The sequence below is a fragment of the Nitrincola tapanii genome (assembly GCF_008368715.1).
In the GTDB taxonomy this organism is placed as follows: Bacteria; Pseudomonadota; Gammaproteobacteria; order Pseudomonadales; family Balneatricaceae; genus Nitrincola; species Nitrincola tapanii.
Map to the genome: position 1 here is coordinate 63,909 of NZ_SMRS01000002.1, position 10,818 is coordinate 74,726.

Annotated in this window: 10 protein-coding genes and 5 tRNA genes; 9 read left to right on the forward strand and 6 right to left on the reverse strand. The window is 51.1% G+C overall.

The features are described from left to right. Window positions 1-75: 75 nt before the first annotated feature. Window positions 76-1,533: an NAD-dependent succinate-semialdehyde dehydrogenase gene (locus tag E1H14_RS02990; RefSeq protein WP_149390239.1), complete on the reverse strand. Its 1,458-nt coding sequence runs from the start codon at window positions 1,531-1,533 to the stop codon at window positions 76-78. Between the two features lie 156 nt (window positions 1,534-1,689). Here E1H14_RS02990 and E1H14_RS02995 point away from each other — a divergent pair, with 156 nt between their 5' ends. Next, window positions 1,690-2,004 carry an HPF/RaiA family ribosome-associated protein gene (locus E1H14_RS02995; protein WP_149389984.1) on the forward strand — a complete coding sequence of 105 codons (315 nt, stop codon included), beginning with the start codon at window positions 1,690-1,692 and terminating at the stop codon, window positions 2,002-2,004. A 108-nt stretch (window positions 2,005-2,112) separates the two neighbouring features. Here E1H14_RS02995 and E1H14_RS03000 read toward each other — a convergent pair whose 3' ends face one another. The 3 genes from E1H14_RS03000 to E1H14_RS03010 form a co-directional block, all read right to left on the reverse strand. Beyond that, on the reverse strand, window positions 2,113-3,570 hold the full coding sequence (locus E1H14_RS03000) for an SLC13 family permease (RefSeq protein ID WP_149389985.1): 1,458 nt from the start codon (window positions 3,568-3,570) through the stop codon (window positions 2,113-2,115). A 132-nt stretch (window positions 3,571-3,702) separates the two neighbouring features. Then, window positions 3,703-4,191 (reverse strand): glutathione peroxidase, encoded by a 489-nt coding sequence (locus E1H14_RS03005; protein ID WP_149389986.1) that lies wholly within the window; start codon window positions 4,189-4,191, stop codon window positions 3,703-3,705. A gap of 131 nt (window positions 4,192-4,322) precedes the next feature. Next, window positions 4,323-5,210, reverse strand: a complete 888-nt coding sequence (locus E1H14_RS03010; RefSeq protein WP_149389987.1) for a LysR family transcriptional regulator — start codon at window positions 5,208-5,210, stop codon at window positions 4,323-4,325. Between the two features lie 113 nt (window positions 5,211-5,323). On the opposite strand from E1H14_RS03010, the gene E1H14_RS03015 reads away from it, so the two are divergent. Together E1H14_RS03015 and E1H14_RS03020 are read left to right on the forward strand one after the other, a co-directional pair. Then, window positions 5,324-5,929 carry an FMN-dependent NADH-azoreductase gene (locus tag E1H14_RS03015; RefSeq protein ID WP_149389988.1) on the forward strand — a complete coding sequence of 202 codons (606 nt, stop codon included), beginning with the start codon at window positions 5,324-5,326 and terminating at the stop codon, window positions 5,927-5,929. A gap of 31 nt (window positions 5,930-5,960) precedes the next feature. Then, window positions 5,961-6,812 carry a pirin family protein gene (locus E1H14_RS03020; protein WP_149389989.1) on the forward strand — a complete coding sequence of 284 codons (852 nt, stop codon included), beginning with the start codon at window positions 5,961-5,963 and terminating at the stop codon, window positions 6,810-6,812. Here E1H14_RS03020 and E1H14_RS03025 read toward each other — a convergent pair. Then, on the reverse strand, window positions 6,779-8,083 hold the full coding sequence (locus E1H14_RS03025) for a PAS domain S-box protein (protein ID WP_149389990.1): 1,305 nt from the start codon (window positions 8,081-8,083) through the stop codon (window positions 6,779-6,781). The two genes, E1H14_RS03020 and E1H14_RS03025, sit on opposite strands and share 34 nt — an antisense overlap. A gap of 143 nt (window positions 8,084-8,226) precedes the next feature. Here E1H14_RS03025 and E1H14_RS03030 point away from each other — a divergent pair, with 143 nt between their 5' ends. After that, window positions 8,227-9,300 (forward strand): PilT/PilU family type 4a pilus ATPase, encoded by a 1,074-nt coding sequence (locus E1H14_RS03030; protein WP_149389991.1) that lies wholly within the window; start codon window positions 8,227-8,229, stop codon window positions 9,298-9,300. On the opposite strand, the gene E1H14_RS03035 is transcribed toward E1H14_RS03030, so the two are convergent. After that, the gene (locus E1H14_RS03035; protein ID WP_149389992.1) at window positions 9,284-10,030 is read right to left on the reverse strand and encodes a hypothetical protein; all 747 of its coding nucleotides are present in this window, start codon (window positions 10,028-10,030) and stop codon (window positions 9,284-9,286) included. The genes E1H14_RS03030 and E1H14_RS03035 overlap by 17 nt on opposite strands. Window positions 10,031-10,318: 288 nt before the next feature. Between E1H14_RS03035 and E1H14_RS03040 the strand changes: the two genes are divergently transcribed. From E1H14_RS03040 to E1H14_RS03060, 5 genes are all read left to right on the forward strand, one after another. After that, window positions 10,319-10,394 (forward strand) — tRNA-Glu (locus E1H14_RS03040). Between the two features lie 34 nt (window positions 10,395-10,428). Next, window positions 10,429-10,504, forward strand: a tRNA-Gly gene (locus E1H14_RS03045). A 21-nt stretch (window positions 10,505-10,525) separates the two neighbouring features. Continuing rightward, window positions 10,526-10,601, forward strand: a tRNA-Glu gene (locus E1H14_RS03050). A gap of 34 nt (window positions 10,602-10,635) precedes the next feature. Then, a tRNA-Gly gene (locus tag E1H14_RS03055) sits at window positions 10,636-10,711 on the forward strand. Window positions 10,712-10,737: 26 nt separating this feature from the next. Continuing rightward, a tRNA-Glu gene (locus E1H14_RS03060) sits at window positions 10,738-10,813 on the forward strand. Window positions 10,814-10,818 lie beyond the last annotated feature (5 nt).

Here is a 10,818-nt window from a genome sequence, read left to right on the forward strand (position 1 = left end):
CCGCAAGGTATAAATGGCGCTATCTTACGCGAATCCGGGGGCTTCTTGCCAGTGGAGTCCCCCGGATTTAAAGACTTAGATCTGCATACACAGATATTTCATCTCTAAGTATTCTTCTAGGCCGTGACGTGACCCTTCACGCCCCAGTCCAGACGATTTAATGCCGCCAAACGGAGCGACCTCTGTTGAGATCAATCCAGTGTTGATGCCAACCATGCCATATTCCAGTGCTTCGGCAACACGCCACACACGGCTTAGATCCCGCGCATAAAAATAGGCGGCTAAACCATATTCGGTAGCATTGGCCAAAGCAATGACCTCTTCTTCCTGCTCAAAACGGAACAGCGGGGCGAGAGGGCCAAAGGTTTCTTCACGCGCAAAGCGCATCGCGGCATGGGCTTCACTGATGACGGTAGGCTCAAAGAAAAGCCCACCTAAGGCATGGCGCTGACCCCCACAAAGCAGTTTGCCCCCCTTACTCAGGGCATCCTCCAGATGGGCTTCTACTTTGGCCAAGGCGGCGGTATTAATCAGAGGCCCTACTTGGGTGCCAGGCTCAGTTCCCGGGCCTACCTGCAGTTTTTGTACAGCAGCACTAAAGCGTTCGGCAAACGCATCATAAATCCCCGATTGCACATAGATACGATTGGCGCACACACAGGTTTGACCGGCATTGCGGTATTTGGAGAGAAGGGCGCCGGCCACAGCGGCATCCAGATCGGCATCGTCAAAAACAATAAAGGGTGCGTTGCCGCCCAGTTCTAAAGAGAGCTTTTTTAAGCTGGGTGCGCAGGCTTGCATGAGATGAATGCCGACAGATGTTGAGCCGGTAAATGAGAGTTTACGCACACTTGGGCTGCTGCAAAGAACCTCACCCACCTCTCGGCTCTTTTCGGCATCGGCCGTGACGATGTTCAACACTCCGGCTGGAATACCGGCTTCTTCAGCCAGTGCCGCGAGAGCCAGTGCCGAGAAGGGGGTTTGCGGAGCCGGTTTGAGCACTAGAGTACAACCGGCGGCTAGGGCAGGTGCAACTTTGCGTGTGATCATGGCAAGGGGAAAGTTCCAAGGCGTGATCGCCGCGACGACCCCAACCGCTTGGCGAATCACAACCAAGCGTTTGTCGGCTTGGTGTCCGGGCAGTGTTTCGCCATATACGCGTTTGGCTTCCTCTGCGAACCATTCCACAAAGGCCGCACCATAATTGACTTCACCCTCTGCTTCAGCCAGCGGTTTGCCCTGCTCGGCGGTCATAATCTGAGCCAAATCTGCCTGGTGTTGCAGAATTAACTGATGCCAGCGTTTTAAATAAGTGGCACGTTGTGCCGCCGTCAGATTACGCCAGCTCGGTAAAGCGGCTTCGGCGGCAGCGATGGCGCGTGCTGTTTCGTCCGCACCCATATTCGGAACTGAGCCGAGTTGGGCGGCATTGGCAGGGTTGTAAATGGGCGTAGAGGCACCGGAGTCGGCTTGGCACCACTGGCCTTGAATCCAGGCATCTTGGCGAAAAAGTGAAGCTTGCTTGAGTTGCATCATTCATCCCTTCTGTCTGCTGATAGCTGTCAGGCTAGTATATCTGCGATAATAGTCACTTACGTTGATGCAAGCCTACTCCAAGCAGGAGTGGGCTGCCACTTAAGGCAGCCAATCTGACGTATGCCCCAATACCGATAATAGATGGAGATAACAATGATTATTCAGGTGAATACCGACAGCAGTATCGAAAATGATGAAGGCTTAACCTCTCATGTAAAAGCGGCTGTTGAGAAAACCCTGGGCCGCTTCAGCGAGAAAGTGACGCGTGTTGAAGTGCATCTGCACGATGAAAACGCTCACAAACCCGGTGAGCATGATAAACGCTGTGTTCTGGAAGTGCGTGTAGCCGGTTTGCAGCCGCTCGCAGTGACTGAACATGCGGACAGCACAGGCAAAGCGGTTGCGGGTGCTTGTGAGAAAATGAAGAGTGCTCTGGACTCGGCTTTGGGTCGTTTGGCGAACCACTAAGTTTTTATTAGCCAGATGAACAGACAAACGGGGCCTAAGGCCCCGTTTGTGTTTGGATCGCGATCTAAGCCCTTTTAATATTCGGATATTTAAGCCTCTTCAACTCCCTTAGAGCCAGAAAGCGATGATCAAGGCATAGCTGATCAAGGTGACGACCAAGACGCCGCCCAGGTTGAGAGCAAAACCGGCTTTAATCATCGACTGAATTTTCATATGCCCCGTGGCAAACACAATCGCGTTCGGTGGTGTGGCGACCGGCATCATAAACGCACAGCTGGCCGCTATAGCCGCTGGAACAGTGAAGAGCAGAGGGGACATATCCTGTGCAACCGCTAAAGCGCCTAAAAGTGGCAAGAAAGCGGCGGCGGTTGCCGTATTGCTGGTCACTTCCGTTAGGAAAATAATCACCAGTACCACAATCCCGATCACCAACAGCAAAGGCAATGTACCAAAGACACTCAAGCCGGAGGCGATCCACTCAGCCAGACCTGAACTGGTAATCACACCGGCCAAGGCCAAACCACCCCCAAATAGCAGCAGAACGCCCCAGGGAATCGCGTCGGCTTTTTCCCAAGACATCAAAAATACGCGTTTTTTGATATCAACAGGAATCAAGAAGAGCGCAATCGCTGCAGCGATGGCAATACCGGTATCGGTTAACCAAGGCATCGCATCATTAAATAGTGGGCGGAAAATCCAGGCCAGTGCCGTCAGAACGAAGACGATAGCTACCAGTTTTTCACCACGGGACATGGTGCCCATCTTATCCAGTTCGGCTCTCAGCATCTCATTGCTGTTACCTTTGATATTGAAGTTTTTGCGGCTGAGCCACCACCAGGTAAACAGCATCATCACTAAGGTGACGGGTAAGCCGATGACCATCCACTCGCCGAACCCGAGCTGCATACCGTGGTTGTCCGCCAGATAGCCGGCCAGCAGTGCATTCGGGGGGGTCCCAATGAGCGTCGCGATCCCGCCGACACTGGCAGCGTAGGCGATGGCTAACAATAAGGCGGTCGCAAACCTTTCCAGCTCACCTTCATCATCGGACTCCATCAGGCTGATCACCGAAAGACCGATAGGGAGCATCATGATTGCGGTTGCAGTATTACTCACCCACATACTGATAAACCCCGTCGCCAGCATAAAACCGGCAATTTGCTTGGCTGGCTTATCACCCACCGCGAGAAGTGTAAGCAGAGCGATGCGACGATGAAGATTCCAACGTTGCATAGCCAGACCGAGCAAAAATCCCCCCAAGAATAAGAAAATAATCGGGTTGGCATAGGGAGCCGTGGCTTGGCCCAGCGTCCCGACGCCCAAGGCAGGCACCAGCAGAATGGGTAAAAGTGAGGTGATTGGAATGGGTATGGCTTCAGTTGACCACCAGGTGGCCATGAGTAGGGTTAAGCCGACAACGGCCCAAGCTGTTTCTGACATGCCCTCAGGGGGTGGCAGAATAAAGGTGAGCAGTAAGAAAAACGGCCCAAGAAAAAAGCCAATCCAAGCGGCCACAGACATGCTGTGGCGTGCTTCTTCGGTGTGGTGCGGTTGAGCGTGGCTCATACAACCTCCCCATTTAGAGTGTTACTAAAGTCTAAAGGGGGTGCTTTTTACAGGGATTAGACCTAAGTGTAATTTATACTTTAGTCTGAATTGGTCAGACCAAATAGCCAAATCCCTGATGAGATCGCTGCTTTAGCTTCCCAAAAGTTTTTCGACTGCAGCCTTAAATTCTGCAGAATCGGGTCGCGTTGTGCTTGGGAAACTGGCGATCACACGCCCTTCAGCATCAATTAAATACTTATAAAAATTCCAGCGTGGTGCAGAGCTTTGACGCGCGAGCTCCTGAAAAATAGGATGCGCTGAACGGCCTCGCACATCGATATGGGTGTACATGTCAAACGTCACACCAAAATTCTGAAAGCAGATGCGAGCCGTATCGGCTTCATCTTTAGATTCCTGCTTAAAACTGTTGGACGGAAAGCCGGCCATTTTTAAACCGCGATCCTTATAGGTCTGATGAGTTTTTTCCAGGGCTTCAAACTGCCCAGTAAACCCGCAATGACTGGCGGTGTTCACAAATAATACCGGGTGCCCAGCATAACGCTCTCTGAGATTGACGATTTCATTAGAGTGAAGACGTTTAAGCTCATGATCAAAAAGTGCCTGGGTGTTGGGAGTCATTTCTTTTGCCCAGCTTGAATTAATCAGTAACAACTGCGTAGACAACAATATTAACAAGGAGCGGACTCTACGTTTGAATGAAAGCATAGCAACACCTGCGCGTTAGAGGATGGAATGAGTATAGTACGCTTTCAGTTGAGAGATGGATCCCGAGTGCGTGCCTGTAAGAGTTCGGCCAGGCGACGAATACCTGGGCCGGGATGATTAGGTTGGCTGATCACCAAATATAAGGGCACCCAGCGCTCGGCCCCTGTGGCTAGGGGCAGGGGTTTGAGTAAACCCTGACTCAGCGCTTCTTGAATATGTGTGTGTGGATACCACGCAAACCCCAGACCTCGGCAGGCGGCTTCGATAGAGGTGCGCGCGCTGCTCAGTGTCCAGCGTTGATCCGCGCCTAACCAGCCGGCATCCAAGCGTCGTGTGCCTGAATCCTTGACGACTAATTGACGGTGCTGGCGCAGATCTCGGGTATCCAAAGGAGTGGGTAACTGATGCAAAGGATGTTCTGGATGTGCCACGGCAATAAAACGTACGGTACAAAGAGGATCCCCAACAAATCCAGGGGGAACCCGACCACTGATCACCAGATCCGCTTCGTGCTTGAGCAAGGCTTCATCTGTGCCACTGAGAACCGTTTCACTCAGTGTGATGCGTATTTGGGGTTGCTCTAAAGCAAAAGTGGCCAGCGCATCGAGCATCCACTGGGCTGGAAAAAGACTGTCCATTGCGATACGAATTTCGGCTTCCCAGCCGGCCGCGAATCCTTGTGCGAGCGTTTCAATTTGATCGGCTTGTTGTAGCAATTGCCGTGCTTGCCGTAGCAGGGCTTCACCTGCATCAGTGAGTACAGAGCGTCGTCCTTCGATACGAAAGACTTTCAGGTCTAGTTCCTGTTCCAACCGCTGAATGGAATAGGTAATGGCGGATTGGCTTTTGCGCAGAGTTTCAGCCGCTTGGGCATAACCACCCTGATCCACGATGGCGATAAACGCCTGCCATTGCTCAAGAGAGATACGCATTTTACATCAACTTTTTCGATCATTATGAGTGGTTTTTCTCTATTCATTATTAGTTTGGTTGATTTGATAATGCAATCCATGCCAAATAATTTTCCATCAGATGAGGAATCGATATGTCTAAGAAATCACTTTTAGTCGTTCAGAGCAGCATTTTAGCGGATAACGGCCAGTCCAATGTTTTGGCTCAGGCGTTGATCCAGCGTTGGCAAGAAACTCATGTTGATAGCGAAGTTAAGGTGCGTGATCTGGGCGCTGAACCGGTTGCGCATTTTGATGCGGCGACGCTGGCGGCACTCATGTCTGCCGAGGAAGAGCGTACGCCTGAACAGGCGGCCGTTTTGGCGCAGTCTTCACAATTGATTGCTGAGTTGCAGCGCGCCGATCACTTGGTGATCGCGGCACCTATGTACAACTTCGCGGTGCCCTCGCAACTGAAAGCTTGGATCGATCGTGTGGTGGCGAACGGTATCACCTTTAAATACACCGATCAGGGGCCCGTCGGGCTGTTGCAGAATAAACCTGTCACCCTGTTGGCGACTCGTGGTGGTATGTATAAAGACGCTGGTCAGGATTTCCAGATCCCTTGGTTAAAGCAGGTGTTGGCGTTTATCGGTCTGACTCAAGTTGAGGTGGTCTATGCTGAGGGCTTGAATATGGCGCAGCAGCGTGAAGCTTCTTTGGCTGCCGCTCAGGCTCAGATTGCCGCCTTAGACTTGTAATGAGTATTTAAGATAAATACGAGGAGGCTCTATGTCTGAACGCCCAGTTCGCCGAATGATTCCGGCCATCGATAGCCAGGATGGAGCAGGCGTGAAGCTCAAGCGTAGCTTGGGTCAGCGCCAATCCTTACGTATCGATCCTTTTTTAATGCTGGATCATTTTTCATCGGATGATCCAGATGATTATATTGCCGGTTTTCCACCCCACCCACACCGTGGCTTTGAAACCGTGACCTACATGCTCGATGGTCAGATGCTGCATCGTGATCATTTAGGGAATGAAGGTTTGTTGCGCAGTGGCGGGGTGCAGTGGATGACCGCCGGTCGAGGTGTGATCCATGAGGAGCGTCCACAGCAGGAAGCGGGGCTCATGCGTGGCTTCCAACTCTGGGTGAACCTGCCGGCACAAGAGAAGATGAAACCCGCAGCCTATCAAAATCTGGAACCGGAAAGTATTCCCGAATATCGAGATGAGCAGGTGAGTTTACGCTTGGTGGCCGGGCAATTGTCCTGGCAGGGGCAGACTCTCACCGGGCCGATCACGGGGATCTCTACCGCACCTCTGTTTGTAGATATTCAGCTTCAACCTCATGCACACTGTGTGATCCCCGTTGCTGAGGATCTGGCGGCATTCACTTATGTGTTTGAAGGCAGTCTGTTCATCGAACACACTGCCTTGCCCCAGCATGCTGCTGTCGAGTTGGGTGCGGGGGATAGGTTAGTCTTAAGCGCGGGTGCAGAGGGCGGGCGTTGCTTGCTTTTAGCGGCACGCCCGATCGGTGAGCCGATCGTACAGTATGGTCCTTTTGTGATGAATACGCTGGAAGAGATCGATCAGGCTTTGCAAGACTATCGTGCTGGGGTGCTCACCGACCCAGCTTGAAGATATTTGACTTCCTGCATCCAATGATCGAGGGTGCGTAGAAGCAGTGGCAGCTCCAAGGGTTTCTTCAGGTGTCCCTGAAAACCCTTGCGTAGCCACTGTACCGCTTCGTCATCGTCCAGTGCGCTCAAAGCAATCATCGCCGTCCCAGGTTGCAGGTGTTGACGCAACTGCTGTTGTAAGTCTGAAATCTCTATGCCAGGCAGGTTAAGATCCACCAAGATGAGGTGGGGTTGATAAGTGGCCGCCAACTCCAAGGCTTCTTCAACGCTGGGTGTAGAGTAGAGTTTTACATCCTGATTGCGTTCAAGTAATAAACGCACCAGTTGGCGATTGGCGCTGTTCTCTTCCACATACAAAATTCTGAACCAAGGATATTGAGCGTTATCACTGGCCAGTTCGGTGCTGATCGGGTTGGAGCTTGAACTCGAGGGTGGCGCTTTAGGCGATACAAGATGCTGACGGGGTTCGCTCGTGTTGTAGAGTTGCGAAGAAAGATGGTGTGCGGCATCGGACCAGAGCTGGCGGCTGTGTTGTTCATCTTGATCTGCAATCGGTGTAATTAACCCCAGGACTTCTTGGCAAGCATTCAGAATACGCTGCGCACACTGGGTTTGGCTCTCGCTTAAGCCGCCTTCCATCTCCAAGAGCTGTGCGGCACTTAAAATCGAGGTCAGAGGTGTGCGTATATCGTGGTTGATTTTGCGCAACAGGTTCGCTCGTGCCAGACTGGAGCTTTCGGCTTGGCGTTGTGCCTGTTGAGCCAAGTCTCGTGCTTCGCGCAGATCTTCTTCAATCTGTTTGATGTGAGAGATGTCCGTGCGCATCGAGATAAATTGATAAATCTCACCTCGTTGATTCAAAAAAGGCACAATCGTGGTGCGTACCCAGTGCAAACTGCCATTTTTGCGACGATTGCAAATGTCACCTTGCCAGACCTGGCCTGCCTTTAAGTCTGCCCACATGCTGCGATAAAAACTATCGGGATGAACGCCGGATTTCAGTAAACTGTGAGTCTGGCCGATCAGCTCCCCACGGGAGAAGCCGCTGATTTCGCAAAACAGATCATTGGCATGAGTGATACGTCCTTGATGATCCGCATAGGTGACCAAGGAGTGATGATCCAGCGCTAAATGTTCGCGTTCACGTTCATAGACGAGCTGCCAAATGGGTGTAAACTGAGTTGAAGAGCGTCCGTGATCTTCAGAGGTTTCACCCGAATGTTCAGGAGAGAGAACAGAATCCTGTTCGGATGATTCAGAAGAGTTCATTGTGCTTTGGAGGCTTCTTATAAATTTGGATTAATGATTAAGACTAGCTTCAAACTTAGAAAAGTACAAATACAAAAAGTAGGTATATTTTTGTCAGCTCGCAGGCAGTGAGTGCCTGTCGTAAAAAGGATTAGGAGAATGCCATGCTGGATCTGGATCGTTATTTAAAGCTTATGGTAGACAAACAAGCCTCCGATCTGTTCCTCAGTAGTCATGCTCTGGTGCAGATGAAAGTGCAGGGTGTCATGCGCCCTTTAGGTGAGAAGCAGTTGTCGCCGAGTTTAGTTAAAGAGGTGGCTTACGGATTGATGAACCCTGGGCAGATCGCTGATTTTGAAAAAGAATGGGAAATGAACTTTGCCCATGAAGTGGAAGGTGTTGGGCGATTTCGTGTGAATATCTATCGCCAGCGGGGTGATGTGGCCTTAGTCATCCGCCATATTCGCAGTGAGATCCCCTCAATTTCAGAACTCAATCTACCCTCCAGTTTGCAAGATTTGGTGATGGAGCGAAATGGCCTGATTCTCATAGTCGGGGCGACAGGGTCGGGTAAATCAACCACCCTAGCCGCTATGTTGGAGCATCGTAATCTTTCCACGAGTGGCCATATTCTGACCATAGAAGATCCCATCGAGTATTTGCACAGCAGTAAATTGTCTCTGATCAATCAGCGTGAGGTGGGCATCGATACCCACTCTTTTAGTAATGCGCTGAAAAATGCCATGCGTGAGGCGCCGGATGTGATCATGATTGGTGAGATCCGTGATCGTGAGACGATGGAGCAAGCCATCCGCTACTCAGAAACCGGACATCTCTGTCTATCGACACTGCATGCCAACAACTCCAATCAGGCTCTAGAGCATATTCTGAACTTTTTCCATGAAACGGAAAGTCGCAAACTGACGATGGATCTGTCGCTTAACCTGAAAGCGGTGGTTTCGCTGCGCTTGGTGCGTGGGCTGAATGATCAGTTTATTCCGGTGACAGAAGTGTTGGTCAACACACCTTATGTATCTGAACTGGTGGCACGGGGGGATTTCACTCGACTGCGTGATGTGGTGGAAAATGCGGGCGATGGGGTGATGCACAGCTTTGATCAGAGTCTATTAAAGCTTTATCAGCAGGGGCGGATCAGTGAAGCGGAAGCCTTACATAATGCGGACTCCCGCAACAATATGTCATTGAAAATTCGACTTATGGCTAACTCTGTAGGCTAAAAGCAGCTGAACTCTGGGCTTCAGGGGCATGTGACTGGGGCGCAGTTGGCTGTGGAGCAGTCGCTTGCACTTCAATCTCATGCATCCAGCCTTGGAGTTGAATGAGTTGTGCGTCTAGTAAACCCTGCGGATTGAGTTTTTTAAGCTGCATGAGAGCGGTGCGCAGATGATGGATGGCGACTTTCGGACCGCTTTGCTGTAAAGCCAAGTGTGCTTCATGCAGGAGGAGATCACATTGGCAGCGTTGATAGGCGAGTTTTAACTCTGCAAGCAAAGCCTGCATTTGTGTCTGCGCAAAACCTTGCTGGCTCATTAAAGACACCAGCTCAACCATCTCTCTGACTAGAGCGCGTGCCCGCAGGGCGGCATTGCGTTCTGCAAACAGGCTGGGACCTTGGTTTTCTGGGAAATAGGGGGAGGGCAGAGGAGCTTCTTCAATTTGTGCCAGGGCTTCCATCTGGTGATTCAATTCAGAATTGCGTTGAATTTGATGCATGCGCTTGAGCAATAGCCGCATGAAGTTGAGCAAGGCTGAGCGCAAAGGAGCGGTCATGAATTCGGTCGGGAAGTTATTCAGTAGGTGCTCGCAACGACGGTACTGATCCCTTAGAGCCAGTAATTGAAAGTGGCGTTCTTGGCGTAGGTTCTCTGCACTCTGAAACGCTATGGCCACCATCATCATCACAAAGACAGCCATTAAAATGATAATCGCAGTTTCACTGGGTGACATGAGGTCTAGGGTTCCATCAGGGGTTTTGGCGAATATTGCCTTTATGTTAGCCGATCCTCTTGTGGCTTACACGCCAGCTGAGGTTGTTAAGTGTGTTGGAATTGATCAGTCTCAGCGCTTAACTTAAAAAATTTAAATTTTTTTAATTCAGAGTGTTGACGCGCAAAAAGCCTATACGTATTATTTGCGCCTCTTCAGGAAGCAACCTGACAGACACTCAAACTGACTCAAGTTAAGTTTGTTTAAGTCGGTCAAGCAGAGCGAAGAAGCTTGAGAAGTACCGGTCACGTCCCATTCGTCTAGTGGCCTAGGACACCGCCCTTTCACGGCGGTAACAGGGGTTCGAACCCCCTATGGGACGCCAACTTCTAAGATGCTTGTGTATCTTGGAAAGTTAAGCGGGAATAGCTCAGTTGGTAGAGCACGACCTTGCCAAGGTCGGGGTCGCGAGTTCGAGTCTCGTTTCCCGCTCCAAAACTTCTCAAACACGGTCACGTCCCATTCGTCTAGTGGCCTAGGACACCGCCCTTTCACGGCGGTAACAGGGGTTCGAACCCCCTATGGGACGCCAACTTCTAAGATGCTTATGTATCTTGGAAAGTTAAGCGGGAATAGCTCAGTTGGTAGAGCACGACCTTGCCAAGGTCGGGGTCGCGAGTTCGAGTCTCGTTTCCCGCTCCAAGCTTTATGTACAATTTATATGTCACGTCCCATTCGTCTAGTGGCCTAGGACACCGCCCTTTCACGGCGGTAACAGGGGTTCGAACCCCCTATGGGACGCCATCTCT

Coding starts and splice junctions, on each gene's coding strand:
- E1H14_RS03020 (WP_149389989.1), top strand. CDS start 5,961: ATGTCTGAACGCCCAGTTCGCCGAATGATTCCGGCCATCGATAGCCAG.
- E1H14_RS03010 (WP_149389987.1), bottom strand. CDS start 5,210: ATGCGTATCTCTCTTGAGCAATGGCAGGCGTTTATCGCCATCGTGGAT.
- E1H14_RS03035 (WP_149389992.1), bottom strand. CDS start 10,030: ATGTCACCCAGTGAAACTGCGATTATCATTTTAATGGCTGTCTTTGTG.
- E1H14_RS03000 (WP_149389985.1), bottom strand. CDS start 3,570: ATGAGCCACGCTCAACCGCACCACACCGAAGAAGCACGCCACAGCATG.
- E1H14_RS03025 (WP_149389990.1), bottom strand. CDS start 8,083: ATGAACTCTTCTGAATCATCCGAACAGGATTCTGTTCTCTCTCCTGAA.
- E1H14_RS03005 (WP_149389986.1), bottom strand. CDS start 4,191: ATGACTCCCAACACCCAGGCACTTTTTGATCATGAGCTTAAACGTCTT.
- E1H14_RS03015 (WP_149389988.1), top strand. CDS start 5,324: ATGTCTAAGAAATCACTTTTAGTCGTTCAGAGCAGCATTTTAGCGGAT.
- E1H14_RS02995 (WP_149389984.1), top strand. CDS start 1,690: ATGATTATTCAGGTGAATACCGACAGCAGTATCGAAAATGATGAAGGC.
- E1H14_RS02990 (WP_149390239.1), bottom strand. CDS start 1,533: ATGCAACTCAAGCAAGCTTCACTTTTTCGCCAAGATGCCTGGATTCAA.
- E1H14_RS03030 (WP_149389991.1), top strand. CDS start 8,227: ATGCTGGATCTGGATCGTTATTTAAAGCTTATGGTAGACAAACAAGCC.